We start from the raw sequence: 23942 nt of genomic DNA, 5'->3' as shown, positions 1-23942 counted from the left end.
CGGCCGCGCGACGGCCGTTCAGCTTACCTGGCTCAGCGGCCCCGGCTCCATGGAGCCGAGGGATGTTGCCCGGATCAGCCGCTCCTGGAGCATCAGCAGGTGTTCGCGCATCGCCTCCCCCGCCCGCACCGGATCCCGGGCGGCGATCGCGTCGATGATGGTCTGGTGCTGAGCGAAGGAGATGTTGACCGCGTTGCCGCTCGAGCGGGCGCGCTCGCGGATCGCCTGCCATGCCTCGTCCTGGCGGACGCGATTGATGACGTCGAAGATCGACAGGAAAAGCTGGTTGCCGGCACTCTGGGCAATCAGCCGGTGCAACGTCCCGTCCCACAACTCGCGGGCGTCGGCATCGCTGCTCTCGATGATCTTCAAGGCGATCTCGTGCATCTTGGCGATATCCGCCGGCTTGGCCCGCATCGCCGCCAGCTGGGCGAGTTGCGGTTCGATCCTCAAACGGACTTCCATGATCTCCATGAAGTCCGTGCCGGCGACGATCGCTCCCACATGGTTGCTCCACTCGCTCGGCCTTTCGCCGATAAAGGTGCCCGAGCCCTGGCGGCGCCAGATGAGACCTTCGGATTCAAGCACCTCGAGTGCGCGTCGCACCGCACGCCGGCTGATGCCGAGCATATCGGTCAAAGCCCGCTCTGTCGGCAGGCGGCCCTCGGAACCGAATTCTCCCGCCCTCAAAAGCTCTCTCAAGCGATCCAGCGCGTAGCTCGAATTGTCATGAGCCTCGCTCACGTTATCCTGCACCATTTAGCGTACCAATTTATAATTGGTTCAAATGGACGGCATTTACCGATCATCGTCAAGTTAATTTTTCGGCAATTTTTGCAGTGCAAAAAATTTATGCATAAAGGCCGAAATCAAGGCTTGGACGCGCCGCAATCAAAACTTTAGAATAGGCGGCTACAAAGGGATTCGTGAGTGCTGCCGCATCGCGGCAGCCGTCAGATTCGGAGCGGAGCATCCCATGAACCAATACGACCTCATCGTCGTCGGCAGCGGACCGGCCGGTCGCCGCGCGGCCATCCAGGCAGCCAAGCTCGACAAGAAGGTTCTGGTCGTCGAACAGGGCAAGAGGGTCGGGGGCGTTTCCGTCCATACGGGCACGATCCCGTCGAAGACATTGCGCGAAACGGCGCTCAACCTGTCCGGCTGGCGCGAACGCGGGTTTTACGGCAAGGCGTACCGGGTCAAGCAGGAGATCAGTGCGGAGGACCTGCGTCGTCGCCTGCTGATCACGCTCGATCATGAAGTCGAAGTGCTCGAACATCAGTTCGCCCGCAACCGCGTGCAGAGCATCCGTGGCAAGGCGACTTTCGTCACGCCCGACACGATGGCGATCGCCAAGGACGACGGCGACGTCATGCACGTCATGGGCAAGTCGATCCTGCTCGCGGTCGGGACCAAACCTTTCCGCCCCGGTTACATGCCGTTCGACGGCAAGACGGTTCTCGACAGCGACGAGTTGCTCGAAATCGAACAGCTCCCCCGCTCGATGGTGGTCATCGGCGCCGGCGTTATCGGCATCGAATATGCGACGATTTTCAGCGCCCTCGATACGGCCGTCACCGTCATCGATCCGAAATCGACCATGCTGGACTTTATCGACAAGGAAATCGTCGAGGACTTCACCTACCAGCTGCGCGACCGCAACATGAAGCTGCTGCTCGGCCAGAAGGCGGACAAGGTGGAATGCCTGCCGGACGGCAAGGTTTTGGTGCACGTCGACAGCGGGCGCAGCATCGTCACCGACATGGTACTGTTCGCCGCCGGCCGCATGGGTGCTACCGATACGCTGAACCTCGCCGCAGCCGGCCTTGAGGCCGACAGCCGCGGCCGCCTCAGGGTCAATCCGGAAACCTTCGAGACCTCCGTTCCCAACATCTACGCCGCCGGCGACGTCGTGGGTTTTCCGAGCCTCGCCTCAACCTCGATGGAACAGGGCCGCGTCGCGGCGCGCGTCGCCGTCGGCGCGATCGCCAAGGAACCGCAGAAATATTTCCCCTACGGCATCTATGCCGTGCCGGAAATCTCCACCTGCGGCCTCACCGAAGAGGAAATGAAGGAGCGCGGCATTCCCTACGAATGCGGCATTGCCCGCTTCCGCGAGACCTCGCGCGGTCACATCATGGGCCTCGATACCGGCCTCTTGAAGCTGATCTTCTCGCTGAAGACCCGCCGCCTGCTCGGCGTCCACATCGTCGGCGAAGGCGCGACCGAACTCGTCCACATCGGCCAGGCCGTCCTGAACCTCAAGGGCACCGTCGAGTACTTCGTCGAGAACACGTTCAATTACCCGACGCTCGCCGAAGCCTACAAGATCGCCGGCCTCGACGCCTGGAACCGCATGGGCGAAGGCCCCAAGGAAGCGCCCGTCGCAACCTCCCAGTCCACGGACACGACCGCCACCACTACGGAACCTGCCAGCGAGAAGAAAAAAGCCGCCTCCAAGTGAGGCAGCCGCCTCCAGGTGAGGCGGCAGGCAGCTCCGGCCAACCTGTCCGATCAACGAGAAAAGCCGCCCCGAAAGGCGGCTTTTCTTTTGTGTCTTGGAAACGCCCCGAAGGGCATTTCATCAACGCGAGTAGAATTCGACGACCAGCTGCGGTTCCATGATGACGGCGTAGGGAACGTCCGTCAGGCCCGGAACGCGGGCGAAGGTGGCAACCATCTTGTTGTGGTCGACTTCGATATAGTCCGGAACGTCGCGTTCAGCGAGCGAAACGGCTTCGAGAACCGTGACGAGCTGCTTCGACTTCTGACGGACTTCGATAACGTCGCCGGCCTTGCAACGGTAGGAACCGATGTTGACGCGAACGCCGTTGACGGTAACGTGGCCATGGTTGACGAACTGGCGGGCAGCAAAGACCGTCGGTACGAACTTGGCGCGGTAGACGATCGCGTCGAGGCGCGATTCGAGCAGGCCGATCAGGTTCTCCGAAGTGTCGCCCTTGCGGCGGTTGGCTTCGTCATAGATGGAGCGGAACTGCTTTTCGCGCAGGTCGCCGTAATAGCCCTTGAGCTTCTGCTTGGCGCGCAGCTGCACGCCGAAGTCGGAAAGCTTGCCCTTGCGGCGCTGGCCGTGCTGGCCAGGACCGTATTCGCGGCGGTTCACCGGGGACTTCGGACGACCCCAGATGTTTTCGCCCATACGGCGATCGATCTTGTATTTGGACGATTCGCGCTTGCTCATCGTATTTCCTTATCAACAGGTTACACCAGCTTGTTACCAAGCCGGATCAAGGAAACACGCCCTCCTCTGAGCTCTGATTTAAGAGCTCTGACAGGTTTCTCACGAAAGCGTCCGGAGAAAACCACGGGACATGTCAGTGAAACACCGGGTCTTGTCAGCCCGGCGTTGGCGCGGTGTTTAGGCGGATGTCACAGGAATGTCAACTGCACCGGGCTCTTAACCTTTCGGCAAGGCTGTCTGCAGGCTTTTTTGACGGAGCAAGGCGGTAGCACCATCTTATGGAAAGGAGGTGGTGTGTCATGAAATCGAAACTCTGGAGCAGCCCGATCAGGATCGAAAATCCCGAAACCGGCATGGTCCGCACCGTCAAGACGGTACGCGATGCGAAGACCGTCCTCGACCGCTTCTGGCCGGCCTATCACGGCAGCCAGCATCATCTGGCGGAACAGGTCTGCGACGAGGCGTTGAAGGGGAAATCAAAGCCTTCGGAGGCCCGGCGCGCCTTTATCGCCGCGGCGGTGGAAGCGCATTTCCACATCCACTGAGGCGCCTATTCGGCAGCGGCTCTCGCCTCACCCTCATCCGGCGCGTCGGCGCTGCCAGGGGCGGTTTCGGCTTGGAGATCCGGGAAGGCGACGATGCGCTTGCCGGAAAAGTCCGCATGCACGACGACCAGGCCCTGCTCCTCGAAATAACCGAGCAGGCGGCGGGCGCGACGCGCCGAATGAGTGCCGTAGGCACGGGCAATCCGTGCGTCCGATGGACATGGTTCCCCGCCGATCGCCGCCTTCGCCATCAGCAGGAATACGCCCTGGAGGTCATCCGAGACGCCCGATGACAGCGACAGCGCCGTCGCCCAAGCTTCGCCTGAGGCGGTTTCCTCATCGACACCCGAGCGCGCTATCGCCACGCGGCGGCGGAACTCGCCGAGCGACAGCGGCGGTCCAGGCAGGCGCCGCATCCGGGCGCGGACAAGAAAATCCTGATAGAGGACGGAATCCGTCCGGTAGGCGGATTGCGGATCGTCGAGAATTTCCGACAGCACGGCGGACAACCGTTCCTCGCGCTCTTCGGCGGACAATTCCGGTTGGGCGACGCGCGGTTCCTGCGGCGCCGGCATGGCAGCGGGCGTGGAGCGCGACAGTTCGGCGAGGATATCGGTCGTCGGCCGCGGCGCCGGCGGGGCACGGCGGACGATCGGCCGGGCGAATTCTTCGGGATCGGGCGTGAAGATCAGGTCCTCGACGTCCTGGGGTGCATCCGGCAGCGGCATCAGTTTCGGGCTCGAAGAGCGCGCCGAGGTCTCGACCGTGCCGATGACGATCGGCAGCGGGCGGCGCGACAAAGCCGGGCCGAGGGCGACGAAATTACCGCGCTTCAGGTCACGGAACATTTCGGCCTGGCGACGGTCCATGCCGAGCAGGTCGGCGGCGCGGGCCATGTCGATATCGAGGAAGGTGCGGCCCATCAGGAAGTTCGAGGCTTCCGCCGCGACGTTCTTGGCAAGCTTTGCGAGGCGCTGGGTGGCGATGACGCCGGCAAGCCCGCGCTTGCGGCCACGGCACATCAGGTTGGTCATCGCACCAAGTGAAAGCTTTCTGGCGTCTTCCGAGACATCGCCGCCGACCGACGGCGCAAACATCTGCGCCTCATCGACCACGACCAGGACCGGATACCAGTATTCACGGTCGGCATCGAACATGCCGTTCAGGAAGGCGGCGGCGGCGCGCATCTGCTCTTCGAGATCGAGTCCTTCCAGCGTCAGGACACAGGAGACGCGGTTCTTGCGGATACGGTTGGCGATGCCGGCAAGCTCCGCCTCGCTCCGCTCGCCATCGACCACCACGTGGCCGAATTTTTCAGACAGCGTGACGAAATCGCCTTCCGGATCGATCACCACCTGCTGCACCCAGGGCGCGGATTGTTCGAGCAGCCGGCGCAGGAGATGCGACTTGCCGGAGCCGGAATTTCCCTGCACGAGCAGACGGGTCGCCAGCAGCTCCTCGATATCGAGCTTGGCCGGATCGCCCCCGGACACAATTCCCATATCGATGCCGACCTGCAATGCACTTACCTCGTATGCTGTCTCTTCGCGGTGACCGTTAGAAGCCGCGACTCCCGAACTCTAACAGAGATCGGGATTCGTTTCGCCGGGCAAGATCGAAAATGCACAGGCCTTTGCGAAACCGCTCAGGATGCCGCGCGACGATAGAATGCGAGCGACCCTGCGAGCGCCAGAAGTGCGCCGCCGCAGAGCCTGTCCAGCCAGAGCGCACCCTTCTTCTTCAACAGGTGCACCGCCCGCGAACCGAGCAGCGCATAACCGAACATGACGGCGAAATCGATCAGCGCGAAGACGAGCGCCAGGATCGCATATTGCTGAAACTGCGGCGCATCGGGGACGATAAATTGCGGCAGGAAAGCCGAAAAGAACAGGTAGCCCTTGGGATTGGTGACCGCCACGAGAAAGCTTTTCAGGAAGATCGACGTTGCGGAACCCGAACCGGCGGCGGCATCACCTGCCGTTACGTCAAGCGAACCTTTCGAGCGCAGAAGCATGAACCCGAGAAATGCGAGATAACCGGCGCCCAGCCATTTGACGACCGAGAACCAGAATTCGGAAGCTGCGAGCAGCGCGCCGAGGCCGAGCGCGACCGCACCGATCAGCACGAAGTCGGAGATCATCGCACCTGCCATGCCCGGCAGCGCACGGCGAAGGCCGTAGCGCGAGCCATTGGTGAGTGCCAGCAGCACGGTCGGCCCGGGTGTGGCGATGCCGATGAACGCAACGATCGCAAAGGCAAGCAGGGTGACTTCACTCATTTCATTGCTCCTACCAGAGATTCCGACCGTCGATGACCGTATGCGGCCAATCTTCGGCATCGAAATCGTCGAACAGCCGGGCATTCACGCCAATGCGGCGCGTCTTGCCGTCCCAGGTGCCGTCCATCTGAAAATCCGGGCTGTCGCTATAGGTGGTACAACCGCATGTGCCGCAGAAATGATGCGCCACCATTTTCGAATTCCAGCGATAGACCCTGTCGCTCGCGGCATCGGCGGTCACCTTGACCTGCTTCGGCTCGTAATAGGCATGCAGTGCGCCGCGCCTGGAGCAGAAGGTGCAGGTGCAGCGGGTGAGCGCCTGCGGCAGTTCACCCTTGATCTCGAAAACGGTCTCGCCGCAATGGCAACGCCCGGTGATCATCCGCTATTCCTCCCCCTACGAAGCTCAGGCGGCCGCGCGCTTGAAGCCGACCGACAGCAGCCCGGCACCGATCATCAGCGAACCGCCGGTGCGGTTGACGATGCGCTGGACTTTCGGCTTGCGGATCGTGTTGCGCGCCATCGAGGCAAGCAGGCCATAAAGCGTGGCGTTCAATGTTGCGAGTACCAGGAACGTGACTTCGAAGACGGCCATCTGGAAGAATAGCGGCTGGCTGAGATCCAGGAACTGCGGCAGGAAAGCCACGAAGAAGACGATGCTCTTCGGGTTGAGCGCGGTGACCACATAGGTGTGCAGGAAAATCTTGAGCGGTTTGATCGAGGTTACCTCCGCCTCGCCGAGATCGGCGGCCCGTTCCGAGACCGGCGCGCGCCAGAGCTTGATGCCGAGATAGACGAGGTAGGCCGCACCCGCCCATTTCAGCACCGTGAAGAGCGCCGCAGAGGTTGCAAGCAACGCGCCGAGACCGAGCATGGAGGCGGTCATCGCCGTGAAATCGCCAAGCGCCACGCCGGCGACCGTGGCCGATGCCACCTTGCGGCCATGGCTCAGCGCATAGGAAATGACGAGCAGGATCGTCGGCCCCGGAATGGCCAGGAGAACCGATGAGGCGGCGACGAAAGCCAGCCAGTGTTCAAGCGACATGCGAATGTTCCTCCAGAGAATGGAGGGAGCAAGCCACCGAATTTTTCACTTGGCAAGCAGTGTTTTATTCAACCCTCGCGCGCCCAGCGATAGAGCACATCCGGCTCCTTCTCCTCATTGCCCGAGCCATCGGTCTCCTCGATCGCAATGAAACCACGCGTCTCGTAGAAACGGCGGGCTACGGTATTGCGCTGGAAGGTCCAGAGGAAAAGCTGCGGATATGCTGCCTTGGCGATATCGATAAGCCGGGTGCCGATCCGCTCGCCCTGTGCGTTCGGCATAATATAGAGCTGGTCGATCCAGTCCTTGCGGAAGGCGATGATGCCGAGCAATACGCCCTCACGTTCCGCGCCGAAAATCCGACATGTCGGGAAGAGATGGCCGCTCCAGTAATCGCGATCCTCCTCCGGCGTATGCAGGCCGGCGAGCCAGGGTAGCCGCTCGTCGAAGGAGGTGCGATGAACCTTAGCCGCAGCCGGCATGTCGTCTTGGCCAAGTTTGCGAAATACGACCATTCTTTAAGCCCCAAACCTCGGATCCTTGAAAGAGCGGCCCCGGCAGCAAGCCCGCCGGGGCCCCATCTCAGTCCTTTCACAGCCGGATATCCCAAGGGCTGAACCGGACATTTCGGCGGTCGTCCTTGAGTTCGGGGAAACCGATATCGCGGCGCATCCGATTGGAAAGATCCGAGATCTGGTTCTTTTCCGCACGGTGTTTCCAAGCTGCCAGGAACAGCGCACCAGCAGTCCTCCAGACGCCATGTTCGCGGCAGAGTTCATGAACCGCGACCGAAAGGGTATCGGCAACCAAAAATTGTGATTCACGCATGATTTTTCCGTCCCGGCGCAGGTCGCGACCAGGTCCTCTGAGATGAAGAAAGACGTGCTGGTGCGGACAAGGAAACGCGGTAAACCGCGTCGTCAGCCGGTCACGTCGGATCAATAGGAAAATGCCGAAAACGGCAGAAATCCAGCCTTATACGGACTGGGAGCACATGCCGGTCGGCATCGATGTGCGAGACACCGAGGCCACAATGGCCGTTCCGCCAGATAGGCGCATAAACATGATAATGGACTTCATTTCACGCCTCCTGTGTTCGATTTGCGGAATAGATAAATAATACACGGGATCTCCCGACGAGCAAGCGCGCAATCGCGAATTGCATCCGTCACGAGAAAAGCGTGGCAAATAAGCCACATTGCTTGTTGGCGCTCAGGCCCTGAGCCCAAATCCCTGCATCAGCCGTCTCGTGGCGAAGTCGGGGTTGCCGGAGGTGAAGACGGCGAAGTCGAAATTGTCGGGATGCTCGGCGCCCTCGACCAGCGGCACTTTTCGCCGCGCCTGCCGGGCGATCGCTTCGGCGGGGTCCAGCCAATCGACCGGCCAGGGCGCCAGCCGGCGAAAGACATTGGCCATGAAAGGATAGTGGGTGCAGGCGAGCACGACGATATCGGTCTTCCTGTCGTCCTTCTCGACGAAACAGGGCTCGATCTCCGCCAGTACGGCCTCGTCGGAAATCGTCTCGCCGCGGATATAGGCTTCCGCCATGCGCGCAAGGTTCTGCGAACCGACCAAGCGCACATGGCACTGGGTGGCGAAGGACTGGATGAGGTCGCGGGTATAGGCGCGCTTGACCGTGCCCGGCGTGGCGAGCACGGAGACGAGGCCGGAACGGGTGCGTTCGGCAGCCGGCTTGATCGCGGGCACGGTGCCGACGAAGGTCATCTTCGGGAAGGTTTCGCGCAGGTCGGCGCCGACCAAGGTGAAGGCGGTGTTGCAAGATATGACGCAGACTTCCGGATCGTATTCGTCGAGAAGCTTTGCGAAGAGCGAGATGATCCTCTCGCGCAATGCCGCCTCCTCCCAGTCACCATAGGGAAAACCCGCATCGTCGGCGACATAGATGAAGCCGCGTTCCGGGATCAGCACGCGTGCCTCGCGCAGCACCGTCAGCCCGCCGATGCCCGAATCGAACATCAGCACGGGCTTCGATTCATTCTTCTGCGTCATTTCCCGTGGTCTCCCCAGATGCCCCTTCGGGCGGAACAGCCTTTTCAGGCTTCGGCCCGTCCTTTTTCGACCATCCGCGGGGAAAACGGTCGAGCGAGTTGATGACGCCCCGGAACACGCTGATCTCCTGCTCCGTAAAACCCCGCCGCGAGATGACGGCGCGGAGGTTGTCGATCATTCTTGGCTTTTTCGCGGGCGGATGGAAATAATTGCGGGCGTCCAGCGCCTCTTCCAGGTGCTCGAACAGGCCGATCACCTGTTCCTTGGTGGAAGGACGCTGCTCGATCGGCAGAAAGACGGTCTCGGCAAGATCGTCGATGCCGGATTTCATCCATTCATAGGACATCAGCAGCACGGCCTGGGCGATGTTGAGCGAGGCGAAGGCCGGGTTGACCGGAAAGGTGACGATCTCGTCGGCGAGCGCCACTTCCTCGTTGGTGAGGCCCCAGCGTTCGCGACCGAAGAGAATGCCGGTCTTCTCACCGGCCTTGAACTTGCCGCGCAAGGTCTCGGCGGCGGTCACCGGCGAGCGCACCGGCTTGAAGCCGTAACGCTCGCGCGCGGTCGTCGCATAGACGAAATTGAGATCGGCGATCGCTTCCTCGAGCGTTTCGAACACCTTGGTGCCATCGATGACGTGATCGGCCTTGGAAGCGGCGGAACGGGCCTTTTCGCTCGGCCAGCCGTCGCGCGGGTTGACCAGGCGCAGTTCGGCGAGGCCGAAATTGGCCATGGCGCGCGCCACCATGCCGATATTCTCGCCGAGCTGCGGCTCCACCAGGATGACCGCCGGTCCTTCGGCTATGAGTTCACGCTCGCTGTTGGTGCCTGACATGTCCGTTTCCGTATTCAAATCCGGGGCCGGAATAGCGGTGCCCGGGGCAATCGGCAAGTCTTATGCCGATGCCGGATAAAGCCTGCCCAGCATGGTGCCGATCATTTCGACGCCGACGCGGCTGCCATGCTTGAAGATCGGCAGGTGCCGGCCGGCGCTTCTGCTCGTCTTGCGCTTGACCACGAAACACTCAGAACCGCGGGCCGAAAGCGCGTCAATGGTGCGCAACGCCTCCTCCAGCGCCGCCAGCACATCGCCCTCCGGCCTGTGCCCCGCCTGAACCGCGTTGCGGGCGAAGATGCGCGCCCAATAGGTGGCGCCGAGGAAGATGGCGAGCGTCTGGCGGACCTGGCCCGGCCGGGTGACCACCGACCAGGTCGTGCCGAGCGGGCGCGCGGCAAGCGTCACCTCGCGATAGGCGGCATCGAGTTTGCGGGAGAGAGCGACGATCTCGAAGCCGCCCCTGCCCTCCTTGACCGCGGAAAGAAGCTCGCGCAGCCCATCGAACCAGCGCCCGAGCGCGAGATCGAGGGTCGAGCGGGTCGGCGCCGGGAAGACGAGGAAGGCAACCACGGTGCCCGCAAGCGCGCCGATCAGCGTTTCCTCGATCCGCAGCTGCAGGAGGTCGAGGGTCAGCACGCCGGTCATGCCATAAATCAGGCAGAGCACGATCGAAATGAAGAAAGTCATCCCCGCATAGGAGATCTGCAGGCAATAGAAGCCGAGAAATATGCAGAGCACGGCGATCGGCGCGGCGACCACGGGATAACCGCCGATCAGGGTCGCAAGCAGGAGCCCGGTTGCGATGCCGAGCAGCGTACCCACCGAGCGCTGCAGGGCCCTGATCGCCGTATCGCCGCGTGACTTGGTATTGGTGAAGATCAGAAAGGCGGTCAAAACGGCCCAGAACCAGCGGTCGCGCGACAGCATCAGGCCGAAGACCATCGCAAGGCCCGATGCGACGGTGATCTGGACCGCGGACCGCATCACCGGGTTCCTGAGCGAGAAATCGATCCTGGCCGGCGCCGGCGCCGTGCGGGCGTCCTCGATCGACCGGAACCGGTCGCGCCGCCCCTCCTCGATCGTTTCCGTCAGCGCTACCCTCGCTTTGTGCAGCCACATCAGGGCGCGGGCGCCCTCCGCCACCCGGTCGTCGCCAACAACCGCGGAGCTGGCCGCGATCTTCTCGGCCATATCCTGATCCTCTTCGATCAGCGCGTGGACGAGCATGAAGGGCGGCAGCGCCTCGAACGACAGAACGATCGCGCTTTCCGCAGCGAGATGCGCATCGAAAATCTTCATGGTGAGGGCGGTGACCGCCTCGTCTTCCGGATCGATCGTGCCGTCACCGGTTCGCGGCAGAAACCCTTCCGCCATCAGCACCACGTCCTTCAGCCGCTCCTCGAGCTGGCGCAGTTCGCGCCGGTCGCCGTCGGTCACGGTCCCGCCGCTCGACAGAACTGCGAGCTTCATCAGGATGTCCCCCACCCTGCCCTGGATCGCCACCAGCGACTGGAGAAGATCGCGCCGCCAGTCGTCCGGCAGGAGATAGGTGCGGACCAGATGGCCGGTGACGACGGCAATCGCGGGGCCGATGGCCGCGAGCGGAAGATCCGCAAGGTTCGGCTTCAGATAGGCGCCCATGAAATAGGACGTGAACGCGAACATGCCGACCGCGAACCCGCGCGGCCCGTACACCCGCCCGACCGTGGCGCAGGCGATGACGACCAGAAACATCGGGTCGGAAATGGAGCGGTAGTCTTCCAGTGCCGCGGCGAGCCCGACGCAAACGAGGCTGACGACCCCGCCGATCAGCCTCGTCTTCAACTGGTCCGACGGCAGCCGGTCGCGGACCGCGATGCCGCCCTCGATCGACAGCATTATGGCAAGCCCGTAGGCGATCGTCGGCAGTGCCAGCCCGGCGGCGTGGGTGAGCGCAAGGCACGCGACCGAGGCGATCACCGTCAGCGTCACCCGCCCTGCCATGCGCAGGCGCGACAACGCCGGGTCGTTGGCGAGCAGCCAGTCTCGGATCTTTGCGGCAAACGTCATCAACCACCCCGGCCGGGTGCCGGCACCCGCTTCTGGCCGCCGATTATATCGCCTGGGCAGAGATTGGCGATACCGTGCACAGGCCTGGGAACTACGATCGAGAGAACGGCGCGCCGCCCGATCACCGGCGAGCTACTCGCCCTTGGCGATCGACTGCATCTCTTCGACGACCGAATCCCGCTCGCCATCTGCGACACGGTGGATGTCGTCGATGACAGGCTTGCCGGCCTCCTGGATAACGTCGAAATGCAGTTCGTTGACGCTGTCCTTCACCGCCGCCTCATCGACGCAGGTCCACATCTTGAAGGTCACTGTAACATCGGTCATGCCGTTGGCGCCCGGTGCCGAGGTCGTCTTGATGTCCTTCAGCGGACAACCGTCCTGCGACGAGGTGATCACGTCATATCCGAAGGGATCGCCTGGCTGGTTGTTTTCCGTGTCATAGGCCGGGTGCTTGGCGGCTTCCGCATAGGCGCCTTGGAATTTCTTGCTGAACAGGCGCGACAACGGGTCGGCCTCGAAGATGTATTTCCATTCGCTGTCGATGGTATTCCAGTTGTCCTCGGTGATCTTCATCACCTCCTTCACGGGATCGGTCACATCAGCCGCCGCGGTAAAGGTCGAGATCAATAAAAAGGCAAGAGCAGGCGGCAAGGTCCGCATAAGATCAAATCCGGCTGTTGGAGAGCGATTTGGGCGGACATTAATCCGGCTTTGTGGTTTGGCAAGGGCAATCGTCCGCGGGTCCGGAGGCATGGCGATTTCTCGCACGAAAAGCCGCATATGATGGCCTCAATACCTTTGCGTTCCAGCCCGGCGATGTTATAGCGCACCCACTGGTGTCCACCCGTCGGGACCTTGAGGTCCCTTCTACGTCCAAGAGGAATTCCATGCAAAAGATCAAGGTAGCCAACCCGGTCGTCGATCTCGACGGCGACGAGATGACCCGCATCATCTGGCAGCTCATCAAGGACAAGCTGGTCCTTCCCTATCTCGATCTCGACATCGAATATTACGACCTCTCGGTCGAGAACCGCGACGCCACCAACGACCAGGTGACGATCGACGCCGCCAACGCCATCAAGAAGCACGGCGTCGGCATCAAGTGCGCGACGATCACGCCGGACGAAGCCCGCGTCAAGGAATTCAACCTCAAGGAAATGTGGAAGAGCCCGAACGGCACGATCCGCAACATCCTGGGCGGCGTCATCTTCCGCGAGCCGATCATCTGCAAGAACGTGCCGCGCCTGGTTCCGGGCTGGACCAAGCCGATCGTCGTCGGCCGCCACGCCTTCGGCGACCAGTACAAGGCAACCGACTTCAAGTTCCCCGGCAAGGGCACGCTGTCGATCAAGTTCGTCGGCGAAGACGGCCAGGTGATCGAGAAGGAAGTGTTCAAGGCACCGGACGCCGGCGTGGCGATGGCCATGTACAACCTCGACGAATCGATCCGCGATTTTGCCCGCGCTTCGCTGAACTACGGCCTGATGCGCAAGTGGCCGGTCTACCTGTCGACCAAGAACACCATCCTCAAGGCCTATGACGGCCGCTTCAAGGATATCTTCGAGGAAGTCTTCAACGCCGAATTCAAGGAACAGTTCGACGCACTGAAGATCACCTACGAACACCGCCTGATCGACGACATGGTCGCCGCAGCGCTCAAGTGGTCCGGCGGCTACGTCTGGGCCTGCAAGAACTACGACGGCGACGTCCAGTCCGACATCGTCGCCCAGGGCTTCGGCTCGCTCGGCCTGATGACCTCGGTCCTGCTGTCGCCGGACGGCCGCACGGTCGAAGCGGAAGCCGCCCACGGCACCGTTACCCGCCACTACCGCCAGCACCAGAAGGGCCAGGAAACCTCGACGAACTCGATCGCCTCTATCTTCGCCTGGACCCGCGGCCTCGCACATCGCGCCAAGCTCGACGACAATGCAGCCCTTGCGAAGTTCGCCGCGACGCTTGAAACGGTCTGCGTCGATACCGTCGAATCCGGCTACATGACCAAGGACCTGGCGCTGCTCATCGGTCCGGATCAGCCGTGGCTCTCGACCACCGCCTTCCTCGACAAGGTGGACGAGAATCTCAAGGTAGCCATGGCTGCCTAAGCCCGAAATTTTCGGATAAGACTTCAACGGCGGGGAGCGATCTCCGCCGTTTTCTTTTGTCAGGGAATTTTGTCATGGCCGCCGCAATGTCAACCGCCATCATTCGCCCGCTCGAACCATCCGACCGCGCCGCCTGGGAACCGCTCTGGGAAGCCTATCTGCGCTTCTACGAGACCGTGCTGCCCAAGGAGATGTACGACCTCACCTGGAACCGCTTCCATGATCCCGCGGAGCCCATGCATGCGCTCGGTGCCTTCGACGAGACCGGCAAGATGGTCGGCATCGTGCATGCGATCTTTCATCGCTCCTGCTGGCTGCCGGACTCGAGCTGTTATCTGCAGGACCTCTACGTGCATATGAGCCAGCGCGGCAAGCGCACCGGCGAGGCGCTGATCGAGGCGGTCGCAGACCTCGCACGCGCAAACGGTGCGAGCCGGCTCTACTGGCTGACGCATGAAAGCAACGCGACCGCGCGGCGGCTCTACGACCGCATCGCCCAGAATGCCGGCTTCATCCAGTATCGAAAACCGCTCTAATTGATGACGACGTCTTGATTGACGGCGAGGCTGCCCCAAAACATAGGCATCACTCCCGGGAGGATCGCATGACGGACGAACTGGTGCTTTACACGAATCCGATGTCGCGCGGCCGGATTGCCCGCTGGATGCTGGAAGAGGTCGGCGTCCCCTATCGCACAGAGATCCTGCATTTCGGCACGACGATGAAGGGCGAGACCTATAAAAGCGTCAACCCGATGGGCAAGGTGCCGAGCATCGCGCACGGCAAGACCATTGTCACCGAATGCGCGGCGATCTGCGCCTATCTGGCCGATGCCTTTCCGCAGGCGGGTCTTGCGCCCGCCCCCGCCAAGCGAGCCGATTATTACCGCTGGATGTTCTTTGCGGCCGGTCCGCTGGAAGCAGCCGTCAGCAACCGCGTGCTCGGCTTCGAAGTACCGAAGGAACTTGAGCGGATGGTCGGCTACGGCACCTATCAGGATGTCATGGATACGCTGGAATCGGCTGTCCGGACGAACGCCTATATCGCCGGCGACATGTTCAGCGCCGCCGATGTCTATGTCGGCTCGCAGCTCGGTTACGGCCTGCAGTTCGGCACGATCGAGAAACGCACCGCGTTCGAACAATATTTCGGACGGCTTGCGCTGCGCGAGGCTTATCGGCGGGCCAGCGACAAGGACAAAGCCGCAGCTGCCGAACTTCAAAAAGCAGGATAAGCTTTAGGGATCAGCGGTCGATACCGGCCGGCGATCGCTTGGGTGACGGGGTGGGTATCGGCTTCGCGTTGCCGGCGTCGAAACGCAGCATCCACTCATTGCTCATGGAGCTGGCAAGGACCACCTGCGCGACAGGAGGTTTTACAGGCTGGCTGGCTGCCGGCTGACTGCCTGCCGAATGGACCGTCAAGGGATCCGGCCGCCCGATCGGAACCGGAACATTCATCGCCACCAACGGATCCGTGCCCGTCGCCGGGATCGACGCAACGTCGATTTCCCTCGCCTGGATCAGGCTGAACGGATCGGGATCGCTCTGCACCAGCGCAAGCACGTATTCATCGACGGGTTTCGGGGGTGGCGTCTGCAGATCTCCGTCCCTGTCCCGCTTCTCGTAGAACGCGTTGCCGCCGGCGACCGTGACATAATGCATGTTCTGGTAGGGAAAACGTAAGCCGGCCGTGTGAAAGAACATGGCGTCCTTGACGTCCGGGTTCCGCTCGCCGCGAATGATCGCATCGACGGCCGCATCGAGTTCCGGAACCGTTGCTTCATTTATCGCCCGCGTCATCACGCCCGGTGCGAACTGCCGCTCCTGGGCGACGATGCCGCAAATGGTGGACGGATAGGCGTCGGAGGTCAGCCTGTTCATGATCACGGTGCCGACGGCCATCAGCCCCTCACGGCTCGACCGCTGCGACTCGAAATACATTGCCCGCTTCATGCAATCGCGATCGGCCGGCGTGTAGTGGTAGACTTGTTTCTTCGAAACCGGTGCCGGCTTGATAGTCGTGGTAGCGGGAGAAATGGACGCCGTCGTCTGAGCCGACGTGCATGCCGACAGGAACATCATTCCAACCAGACCGATTGCCGGTCGGAGAAGGGCCTTATCGCTCGCCGTCATGAATATCCCCCCTTGCGGTATAATTCCAGAAATCGCTACGGCGGGGAAAGGGATACCTTAAAAACTGATTCAGATCAAATGGCATATGAGACAATCAAAACTGTGCGGAAAATCGTTCCGGCTGGAGGTCGGCGCTGCGGCACCCCTCTTCGAACCGAGGCCTTTCCGCGGGTGCCGGACCGACGTCTTACGATGGTCTTCCTAACGGAAAGTTGACTTCCCGCCCTGCCGTTCACGGATCCTTGCGACACTCTCTGAGGCTGCCCTTAACCAGCGGCGTCAGGACACCTATAGGGACTTGGCAGGGACTCAACAGCTGTGTATCTCTTGACCTTCTACCGGGGGGTTACATGCATACCGTTCTAAAGGCACTATCTGCGCTCTCTCTCTTGGCCGTTTCCGGATGCGTTACATCCGAGGACATCAGGGCAGGGACTGACACCCTAAAGGGACAGCCGTATCAGGTTGCCTTCCAGCGTCTTGGCTTCCCCGATCGCGAGAGTCACATCGCGGGCCATACCGTCTATAGCTGGGAGAACCAAAATTCCGGCAGCTACTCGGTGCCAACCAGCCAAACCGCGACCTCCTATGTAAATGGACAGGTCGTGTACACGACCGTCCAAGGAAGCCGTACTGAGAGCTATAGCTACAGCTGTAAGCTCGACCTCATTGTAGACCCCAAGGGCATCGTTGTTGATACAAAGCTTGAAGGAAACATCGGCGGCTGCGAGCGATACGCTTCCTTGGCTCCAAAGAAGAAGTCTTGAGGTCCAGTCGCGCGCCACGGCCTAACAACCCAGCCCCCAAGATCGTCTGGGATTCTTGGCCGGCTTAATGGCCCTCTTCCTGCTCAGTCTCGTGTTTCCTAACGGTCTCTCGGCGGGTGACAAACTTTCTAGTGACCGATGATGTTTGCATCCGCGCTTGTAAGGCCTGGGTCAGCCCCCGCCTTTGACCCTCAGCTCCGCAGCCCGGGCGCCTCGTAACCGGTGCGTTCCACATATTCCGTGTAGCCGCCGTCATAGCGCTGGATGCCATCGGGTGTCAGTTCGAGCACGCGATTCGACAGTTCGGCAAGGAAATGCCGGTCGTGGCTGACGAACAGCATGGTGCCTTCGTATTCCGACAGCGCCTTGATCAGCATTTCCTTGGTGTCGAGGTCCAGGTGGTTGGTCGGCTCGTCGAGGACGAGGAAATTCGGCGGGTCGAACAGCATGGCGGCCATCACCAGACGCGCCTTCTCGCCGCCCGACAGCACCCGGCATTTCTTCTCGACGTCATCGCCGGAAAAGCCGAAACAGCCGGATAGCGCCCTGAGCGAGCCCTGCCCGGCGCGCGGGAACTGCTGTTCCAGCCATTCGAAGACCGTCAGGTCGCCATCCAGCAGATCCATGGCGTGCTGGGCGAAATAGCCCATCTTGACGCTGGCGCCGATCGCAACGCTGCCTTCGTCCGGCTCGGTCGAGCCCGTCACGAGCTTCAGCAGCGTCGATTTGCCGGCGCCGTTGACGCCCATGATGCACCAGCGCTCGCGGCGTTTCACCATGAAGTCGAGACCTTCGTAGATCGAGCGGCTGCCGTAGCGCTTGACGACGTTCTTGATGTTGACGACGTCTTCACCGGAGCGCGGTGCCGGCTGGAATTCGAAGGCGACCGCCTGGCGGCGCTTCGGCGGCTCGACGCGTTCGATCTTGTCGAGCTTCTTCACCCGGCTCTGCACCTGTGCGGCGTGGCTGGCGCGCGCCTTGAAGCGCTCGATGAACTTGATCTCCTTGGCCAGCATCGCCTGCTGGCGCTCGAACTGGGCCTGCTGCTGTTTTTCGTTCTGGGCCCGCTGCTGCTCATAGAAGCCGTAGTCGCCGGAATAGGTGGTGAGCGACCCGCCGTCGATCTCGATGATCTTGGTGACGATGCGGTTCATGAACTCGCGGTCGTGCGAAGTCATCAGCAGCGCGCCGTCATACCCTTTGAGGAACTGTTCCAGCCAGATCAGGCTTTCGAGATCGAGATGGTTGCTCGGTTCGTCGAGCAGCATGACGTCCGGGCGCATCAAAAGGATGCGGGCGAGTGCCACGCGCATCTTCCAGCCGCCGGAGAGCTTCCCGACATCGCCATCCATCATTTCCTGGGTGAAGCTCAGGCCGGCCAGAACCTCGCGGGCGCGGCCTTCGAGGCCGTAACCGTCCAACTCCTCGTAACGCGCCTGCACCTCACCGTAGCGTTCGATGATCTGGTCCATCTCGTCGAGGCGATCAGGATCAACCATGGCGGCTTCGAGCTCGCGCAATTCGGCCGCGACGACGCTCACCGGACCTGCACCGTCCATCGTCTCGGTGACGGCGCTGCGGCCGGCCATTTCGCCGACGTCCTGGTTGAAATAACCGATCGTGACATTCTTCTCGACCGAGACCTGCCCCTCGTCCGGTATTTCAGAACCGGTGATCATCCGGAAGAGCGTCGTCTTGCCGGCACCGTTCGGGCCGACGAGGCCGATCTTCTCGCCGCGGTTCAGCGCCGCGGCTGCCTCGATGAAGAGGATTCGGTGGCTGTTCGATTTGCTGATGTTTTCGATGCGGATCATGGGCGTCTGGCTCGGAGGGTTTCATGACAACAAAAAGCCGGGTCGTCGCCGACCCGGCTTTTCTACATAATCAATGCGAAGCTTATTCGGCGCTGTCTTCAGCAGCCTTCTTCTTCGGTGCAGCCTTCTTCTTCGGAGCGGCAGCTTCTTCGCCTTCGGCAGCCTCGTCAGCAGCCTCGGCCTTCGCAGCCTTCTTCGGAGCGGCCTTCTTCTTGGCCGGCTTCTCAGTGCCTTCCGAGCCTTCCTCGTCTTCCGCCATCAGCTCTTCCTTGGTCACGGTCTTGTCGGTGACCTTGATCTCGGAGAGCAGCTTGTCGACGACCTTCTCTTCGAAGATCGGCGCGCGCAGCGAAGCGGAAGCGCCAGGGGTGTTGCGGAAGAAATCGAGGATTTCCTTCTGCTGGCCCGGGAACTGCTGGAGCTGCGCGTAAAGGGCGCGCTGCATTTCTTCCTCGGTCACTTCGACGCCGGCCTGTTCGCCGATCTCGGAGAGAACCAGGCCGAGACGAACGCGACGTTCGGCAAGCTTGCGATACTCGACGCGCGCATCTTCCTCGGTCGTTTCTTCGTCTTCGAAGGTCTTGCCGGACTGCTGCAGGTCGGTGTTGATCTGGCGCCAGATGTTGTCGAACTCGGCGTCGACGAGGGTCTGCGGGGTGTCGAACTGGTACATGCCGTCGAGCTGGTCAAGGATCTGACGCTTGACCTTCTGGCGGGTGACGTTGCCGTACTGGCTTTCGATCTGGCCGCGGACGATCTCCTTCAGGCGATCGACGGATTCGATGCCGAGCTTGGAGGCGAGTTCGTCGTTGATCTCGAGAGCGGCGGGAGCTGCGACTTCCTTGACGGTGACGTCGAAGGTGGCTTCCTTGCCGGCAAGGTTCGCTGCCGGATATTCGGCCGGGAAGGTCACGGTGATGGTCTTGTCTTCACCGGCCTTGACGCCGACGAGCTGGTCTTCGAAGCCCGGGATGAAGCGGCCGGAGCCGAGAACCAGTTCGGCATCTTCGGCGGTGCCGCCGTCGAAGGCAACGCCATCGACCTTGCCGAGATAGTTCATAGTGACGCGGTCGCCGTTGGCGGCCTTGCCGGTCTTGCTCTCGAAGGTGCGGGCGCTTTCGGCGATCTTCTCGATCTGCTCGTTGACTTCGTCCTCGGTGACTTCGACGACTTCACGAATGACGGAAAGGCCATCGGTCGGCTGCAGTTCGATGTCCGGAATGACTTCGTAGGAAAGCGTGAATTCGAAATCGACCTCGGCGTTGAGGATCTTTTCGGCTTCTTTCTCGTCCTCGGTCATGGCAACCGACGGCTGGGTCGCCGACTTCTCGCCGCGGTCGGTGAGGATCTCGGTCGGGCGCTCGCGAACGATCTCGTTGACGAGATCCGCCATGATCGACTTGCCGTACATCTTCTTCAGATGGGCGAGCGGCACCTTGCCCGGACGGAAACCGTTGATGCGGACCTTGTCCTTGGCGTCGGCGAGGCGCACGTTCAGCTGCGCTTCCATTTCCCGCTGAGGAATAACAACCTTGATTTCGCGCTTCAGCCCTTCAGCGAGCGTTTCGGTAACCTGCATTTTCATACCTTCATATCGTGGCGGCGGTGCTCAGACAGCCGTTGGTTTCAATGAGCACACGCCGGAATCTATTGACCGGCCGCGGCAAGCGCTCACCAGATACCTTCCCGATCGGCTCGCGCCACTATCGTGAGCATCTGGTGCGGGTAGAGAGACTCGAACTCCCACGCCGAAGCGTTGGTACCTAAAACCAATGCGTCTACCAATTCCGCCATACCCGCGCTTCAAACCGCGTCGAAAACCCTCGCGCTGAGGCCTTCCGGAGCGCGCGTCTCTATATCACCCGTTTCAGCCCACGCAAAGGGAAAATGACGCTTTTTTGGCAGTTCAAAAAAAGCCCGGGAAAGCGGCAATTTCGCATGCAACCCGGCCGCTGGAGCGGCGCCGAAATACCGGATCATTAACTTTTTATTAAATTCTAATGTGTACATTGCAGAGTATCAGCGATGGAAGTCATGCGCGGTTCGCATATCAACCATTCTGATATTGCAGTGCACAATACCGCTGAAATCCCATAGCATGCAAATGCAGAGATTGATTGGAAGGTTTCGATCTCTCTGCTTCGGACGGTTTGGCGCCCGTGCGAATGCGACAACTGCCCTCGGGGAGTTTCCCGTGACAGGAATTCGAGCCGCGCACTCCTCCTCCCAGCGCTGGCTCGATGGGACTGGCGATCCTCCTCCTCCCAAATCGCCAGTCGTTACAAATGACGCCCACCGGACCTCCTCCCCCGGTGGGCGTTATTTTTTGTTCTGCAGCACGCGAACTGCTCAAAACACGCGCAATATTTCATCACTTCTGCATGGTAAACGATCTCGTAATGCGCCGAATGCATAGGTGGCATACCGAATAGGCGCTGTTACTTTTTGCAGCGCAGCATATATTACCGGTCATGAGATTGAAGTCAGCGCCGAACGGGCTGCTGGCAAGGGCCTAGAAAGGGACAAGATCATGAACATCGCACAGAAGCTCACCACCTGGCGCAAGTACCGCGAAACCGTCAACGAGCTCGGCCGCATGAGCGACCGTGAACTCAGCGACCTCGGCATCGGCCGCGCCGACATCCGCCGCGTTGCCCGGACCGCCGTCGGCTTCTAAGCCACGCGCAGACATCGCTGCACCGTTTCAAAAGCGCTCCCTTCGGGGGGCGCTTTTTCTTTTTGTTCATGGAAATTTAACACCTAAAATACCTGCCTGATTTTCGGACTGAGCCGTAAAATTCGGCAATCCCCTGCACATTTGCATGGCAGTCGCACATTTTTTGCACTGCACATTCTTATTATGCGGATGTATAAGACCCTCATCGCTGATGACGACAGAGCATCAGGAAAATCTTGAGGAAACAACCATGAACCCGATCCGTATCGCCAAGAACTGGATCAGCTACCGCCGTACGATGAATGAGCTTGGAAATCTTTCGAGCCAGGCCCTCAGCGACATCGGTCTGACCCGCTACGACATCCGCCACATCGCGGCCCGCTCTTTCCGCTAATCCGCTGCTCGCAGGCGGACCCGCACGGTATGAGGCTGTTGCGGCGAGATAAAGCGGTCCGAGAGGACATCCAAGGACGTATCAAAGGCACCTTCCCGGGTGCCTTTTTGATTCCGGTTCGGCAAATGCCGTGATAATGAGCCGGCCATGAGCAACACTTCTTCCTCCCCTACCTATCCTGCCATCCATGTCGTCGGCGGCGGCCTTGCAGGTTCCGAGGCCGCCTGGCAGATCGCCTCGGCCGGCGTGCCTGTGATTCTCCACGAGATGCGCGGCGTGCGCGGCACCGATGCCCACAAGACGGACGGACTTGCCGAGCTCGTCTGCTCGAATTCCTTCCGCTCCGACGATGCGACGGCGAACGCCGTCGGCGTCATCCATGCGGAGATGCGGCTCGCCGGTTCACTGATCATGGCATGTGCCGACAGACACCAGGTGCCGGCCGGTGGCGCGCTTGCCGTCGATCGCGACGGGTTTTCCGATGCGGTCACCGAAGCGATCGGAAAACATCCGCTGATCACCGTCGTGCGCGAGGAGATCCAGGGCCTGCCGCCGAAGGAATGGGATCTGGCCATCATCGCCACCGGCCCCCTCACCTCGCCGGCGCTGGCGGCTGCCATCCAGGCGGAGACGGGCGAGGATCAGCTCGCCTTCTTCGACGCCATTGCGCCGATCGTGCACCGTGATTCGATCGACATGGATATCTGCTGGTACCAGTCGCGCTACGACAAGGTCGGCCCCGGCGGCAACGGCAAGGACTATATCAACTGCCCGATGGACGAAGCGCAGTATAACGCCTTCGTCGATGCGCTGATCGCCGGCGACACCGTCGGTTTCAAGGAATGGGAAGGCACGCCGTATTTCGACGGCTGCCTGCCGATCGAGGTGATGGCAGAACGCGGCCGCGAGACGCTGCGCCACGGGCCGATGAAACCGATGGGCCTCACCAATGCCCATAACCCGACTGTCAAGGCCTATGCGGTCGTGCAGCTGAGGCAGGACAACGCGCTTGGCACGCTCTACAACATGGTCGGGTTCCAGACGAAGCTGAAATACGGCGCTCAGGCCGACATCTTCCGGATGATCCCCGGCCTCCAGAACGCAGAGTTTGCAAGGCTCGGCGGCCTGCACCGCAACACCTATATCCACTCGCCCGTACTGCTCGACAAATCGCTGACGCTGAAAAGCCGGCCGGGCCTCAGATTCGCCGGCCAGATCACAGGCTGCGAGGGCTATGTGGAAAGTGCGGCGATCGGGCTCCTCGCCGGCCGCTTCGCGGCGGCCGAACGCAAGGGCGAAACGCTCCCGGCTCCGCCTGCGACGACCGCCCTGGGCTCGCTGCTCGGCCATATAACCGGTGGACATCTGGTTTCGGAAGACGAGGCGGGCAAGCGCTCGTTCCAGCCGATGAACGTCAATTTCGGGCTGTTTCCGGAGCTGGAGCCGGGCTCGATCGTCAAGCCGGAGGGCGTCAAGCGTTTCCGTGGCAAGGACAAGACGGTGATGAAGCGGCAGTTGCTCTCCGCCCGCGCGCTTCAGGATTGCGCTAGTTGGCTCGGTCGGGGCTGATATCAGAGGCCGGTGACGCCGGCTTTTCCTCGATATCGCGATCGGCGACACTGACATAGTTGTCGAGCAGCCAGAGGGCGACTTCGGCCGCCTCCTTTTCCGTCGAAAAGAGGTAGGTACCGTTCTGTGACGATGCGTCGAGGAACTCGACAGTGAAACCCTTGGCGTTGGGCAAAGGGGTTACCCGCACCCGGCCGGGCTCGATCAGAAAGCAGGCGTAGTGGTTGCGGTGGCTGCGCATGAAGCCGGCCTTGTTGTCATGCAGACGCACGAAGATCGCCTCGCCATTGGCCGTCACATGCAGGCTGCGGATGGCTTCATTGGGAAAGGCGCGGCCGAACTCGAGGATGGCCATGCCCGTATCGTGCAGGTTGCCGTCCTTGTCCCGGTCCTTGCCCGACATCCGCGTAATGTAATAGGCAAGCGCCATGAGGAGCACGAAGATGATCGACCAGACGACGATGGGGCTCACACCATTTCTCCTTGCGAGGGCACCGGATTGCTATCTCGCTGC

The 23942-nt window shown here is 61.3% G+C and carries 26 protein-coding genes and 1 tRNA gene; 9 read left to right on the top strand and 18 right to left on the bottom strand.

What is annotated here, in order from left to right; translation table 11 throughout:
• Positions 1-18 precede the first annotated feature (18 nt).
• Positions 19-759, bottom strand: coding sequence for a FadR/GntR family transcriptional regulator (locus ACSQ8R_RS06665; RefSeq protein ID WP_436252629.1), 741 nt, complete (start codon positions 757-759; stop codon positions 19-21).
• Between the two features lie 217 nt (positions 760-976).
• Here ACSQ8R_RS06665 and sthA point away from each other — a divergent pair, with 217 nt between their 5' ends.
• Positions 977-2464 (top strand): Si-specific NAD(P)(+) transhydrogenase, encoded by a 1488-nt coding sequence (sthA, locus tag ACSQ8R_RS06660; protein ID WP_436252628.1) that lies wholly within the window; start codon positions 977-979, stop codon positions 2462-2464.
• Between the two features lie 120 nt (positions 2465-2584).
• On the opposite strand, the gene rpsD is transcribed toward sthA, so the two are convergent.
• Positions 2585-3202, bottom strand: coding sequence for a 30S ribosomal protein S4 (gene rpsD, locus ACSQ8R_RS06655; RefSeq protein ID WP_007751555.1), 618 nt, complete (start codon positions 3200-3202; stop codon positions 2585-2587).
• Positions 3203-3501: 299 nt separating this feature from the next.
• Between rpsD and ACSQ8R_RS06650 the strand changes: the two genes are divergently transcribed.
• Positions 3502-3747 carry a DUF982 domain-containing protein gene (locus tag ACSQ8R_RS06650; protein WP_436252627.1) on the top strand — a complete coding sequence of 82 codons (246 nt, stop codon included), beginning with the start codon at positions 3502-3504 and terminating at the stop codon, positions 3745-3747.
• Between the two features lie 5 nt (positions 3748-3752).
• Here ACSQ8R_RS06650 and ACSQ8R_RS06645 read toward each other — a convergent pair whose 3' ends face one another.
• The 10 genes from ACSQ8R_RS06645 to ACSQ8R_RS06600 form a co-directional block, all read right to left on the bottom strand.
• Positions 3753-5267, bottom strand: coding sequence for a helicase HerA domain-containing protein (locus ACSQ8R_RS06645; protein WP_436252626.1), 1515 nt, complete (start codon positions 5265-5267; stop codon positions 3753-3755).
• A gap of 125 nt (positions 5268-5392) precedes the next feature.
• Complete coding sequence (locus ACSQ8R_RS06640) at positions 5393-6025, bottom strand: LysE family translocator (RefSeq protein ID WP_436252625.1); 633 nt, start codon at positions 6023-6025, stop codon at positions 5393-5395.
• A gap of 10 nt (positions 6026-6035) precedes the next feature.
• Positions 6036-6407 (bottom strand): GFA family protein, encoded by a 372-nt coding sequence (locus tag ACSQ8R_RS06635; protein WP_436252624.1) that lies wholly within the window; start codon positions 6405-6407, stop codon positions 6036-6038.
• Positions 6408-6431: 24 nt separating this feature from the next.
• Entirely contained in the window at positions 6432-7070 is a 639-nt protein-coding gene (locus ACSQ8R_RS06630) for a LysE family translocator (RefSeq protein ID WP_436252623.1), read from the bottom strand.
• Positions 7071-7138: 68 nt separating this feature from the next.
• On the bottom strand, positions 7139-7585 hold the full coding sequence (locus tag ACSQ8R_RS06625) for an N-acetyltransferase family protein (RefSeq protein WP_436252622.1): 447 nt from the start codon (positions 7583-7585) through the stop codon (positions 7139-7141).
• Positions 7586-7661: 76 nt separating this feature from the next.
• The gene (locus ACSQ8R_RS06620) at positions 7662-7898 is read right to left on the bottom strand and encodes a DUF1127 domain-containing protein (protein WP_436252621.1); all 237 of its coding nucleotides are present in this window, start codon (positions 7896-7898) and stop codon (positions 7662-7664) included.
• Positions 7899-8282: 384 nt separating this feature from the next.
• Positions 8283-9080 (bottom strand): glutamate racemase, encoded by a 798-nt coding sequence (gene murI, locus ACSQ8R_RS06615; RefSeq protein WP_436252620.1) that lies wholly within the window; start codon positions 9078-9080, stop codon positions 8283-8285.
• Positions 9064-9915: an RNA methyltransferase gene (locus ACSQ8R_RS06610; RefSeq protein ID WP_436252619.1), complete on the bottom strand. Its 852-nt coding sequence runs from the start codon at positions 9913-9915 to the stop codon at positions 9064-9066. Before ACSQ8R_RS06610 ends, murI begins: the two co-directional genes overlap by 17 nt.
• A gap of 60 nt (positions 9916-9975) precedes the next feature.
• Positions 9976-11967 (bottom strand): FUSC family protein, encoded by a 1992-nt coding sequence (locus ACSQ8R_RS06605; RefSeq protein ID WP_436252618.1) that lies wholly within the window; start codon positions 11965-11967, stop codon positions 9976-9978.
• A 132-nt stretch (positions 11968-12099) separates the two neighbouring features.
• A complete protein-coding gene (locus ACSQ8R_RS06600; RefSeq protein ID WP_436252617.1) occupies positions 12100-12630 on the bottom strand; it encodes a hypothetical protein in 531 nt (176 codons plus the stop codon).
• A 227-nt stretch (positions 12631-12857) separates the two neighbouring features.
• On the opposite strand from ACSQ8R_RS06600, the gene ACSQ8R_RS06595 reads away from it, so the two are divergent.
• The 3 genes from ACSQ8R_RS06595 to ACSQ8R_RS06585 all read left to right on the top strand — a co-directional run bounded on the left by ACSQ8R_RS06595 (position 12858) and on the right by ACSQ8R_RS06585 (position 15306).
• Positions 12858-14072 carry an NADP-dependent isocitrate dehydrogenase gene (locus ACSQ8R_RS06595; RefSeq protein ID WP_436252616.1) on the top strand — a complete coding sequence of 405 codons (1215 nt, stop codon included), beginning with the start codon at positions 12858-12860 and terminating at the stop codon, positions 14070-14072.
• A 74-nt stretch (positions 14073-14146) separates the two neighbouring features.
• Positions 14147-14608 (top strand): N-acetyltransferase family protein, encoded by a 462-nt coding sequence (locus ACSQ8R_RS06590; RefSeq protein WP_436252615.1) that lies wholly within the window; start codon positions 14147-14149, stop codon positions 14606-14608.
• Positions 14609-14676: 68 nt separating this feature from the next.
• Positions 14677-15306, top strand: coding sequence for a glutathione S-transferase family protein (locus tag ACSQ8R_RS06585; RefSeq protein ID WP_436252614.1), 630 nt, complete (start codon positions 14677-14679; stop codon positions 15304-15306).
• A 10-nt stretch (positions 15307-15316) separates the two neighbouring features.
• On the opposite strand, the gene ACSQ8R_RS06580 is transcribed toward ACSQ8R_RS06585, so the two are convergent.
• Complete coding sequence (locus ACSQ8R_RS06580; protein ID WP_436252613.1) at positions 15317-16207, bottom strand: cell wall hydrolase; 891 nt, start codon at positions 16205-16207, stop codon at positions 15317-15319.
• Positions 16208-16557: 350 nt separating this feature from the next.
• Here ACSQ8R_RS06580 and ACSQ8R_RS06575 point away from each other — a divergent pair, with 350 nt between their 5' ends.
• Positions 16558-16974, top strand: a complete 417-nt coding sequence (locus tag ACSQ8R_RS06575; protein WP_436252612.1) for a hypothetical protein — start codon at positions 16558-16560, stop codon at positions 16972-16974.
• Positions 16975-17165: 191 nt separating this feature from the next.
• Here ACSQ8R_RS06575 and ACSQ8R_RS06570 read toward each other — a convergent pair whose 3' ends face one another.
• From ACSQ8R_RS06570 to ACSQ8R_RS06555, 4 genes are all read right to left on the bottom strand, one after another.
• Positions 17166-18788 (bottom strand): ABC-F family ATP-binding cassette domain-containing protein, encoded by a 1623-nt coding sequence (locus ACSQ8R_RS06570; protein WP_436252611.1) that lies wholly within the window; start codon positions 18786-18788, stop codon positions 17166-17168.
• 82 nt (positions 18789-18870) lie between these two features.
• Entirely contained in the window at positions 18871-20367 is a 1497-nt protein-coding gene (gene tig / locus ACSQ8R_RS06565) for a trigger factor (RefSeq protein ID WP_436252610.1), read from the bottom strand.
• A gap of 138 nt (positions 20368-20505) precedes the next feature.
• Positions 20506-20588, bottom strand: a tRNA-Leu gene (locus ACSQ8R_RS06560).
• 3 nt (positions 20589-20591) lie between these two features.
• Positions 20592-20798: a hypothetical protein gene (locus ACSQ8R_RS06555; RefSeq protein ID WP_436252609.1), complete on the bottom strand. Its 207-nt coding sequence runs from the start codon at positions 20796-20798 to the stop codon at positions 20592-20594.
• Positions 20799-21318: 520 nt separating this feature from the next.
• On the opposite strand from ACSQ8R_RS06555, the gene ACSQ8R_RS06550 reads away from it, so the two are divergent.
• The 3 genes from ACSQ8R_RS06550 (at position 21319) to trmFO (ending at position 23428) form a co-directional block, all read left to right on the top strand.
• A complete protein-coding gene (locus ACSQ8R_RS06550; protein WP_065814416.1) occupies positions 21319-21465 on the top strand; it encodes a DUF1127 domain-containing protein in 147 nt (48 codons plus the stop codon).
• Between the two features lie 250 nt (positions 21466-21715).
• Positions 21716-21859: a DUF1127 domain-containing protein gene (locus ACSQ8R_RS06545; protein ID WP_007762204.1), complete on the top strand. Its 144-nt coding sequence runs from the start codon at positions 21716-21718 to the stop codon at positions 21857-21859.
• 147 nt (positions 21860-22006) lie between these two features.
• The gene (gene trmFO, locus ACSQ8R_RS06540) at positions 22007-23428 is read left to right on the top strand and encodes a methylenetetrahydrofolate--tRNA-(uracil(54)-C(5))-methyltransferase (FADH(2)-oxidizing) TrmFO (RefSeq protein WP_436252608.1); all 1422 of its coding nucleotides are present in this window, start codon (positions 22007-22009) and stop codon (positions 23426-23428) included.
• Here trmFO and ACSQ8R_RS06535 read toward each other — a convergent pair.
• Positions 23406-23858, bottom strand: coding sequence for a hypothetical protein (locus ACSQ8R_RS06535; RefSeq protein ID WP_436255396.1), 453 nt, complete (start codon positions 23856-23858; stop codon positions 23406-23408). The genes trmFO and ACSQ8R_RS06535 overlap by 23 nt on opposite strands.
• Positions 23859-23942 lie beyond the last annotated feature (84 nt).

The organism is Neorhizobium sp. LjRoot104, from assembly GCF_964253725.1.
GTDB lineage: Bacteria > Pseudomonadota > Alphaproteobacteria > Rhizobiales > Rhizobiaceae > Neorhizobium.
This window is presented reverse-complemented; position numbering and strand designations above follow the sequence as displayed.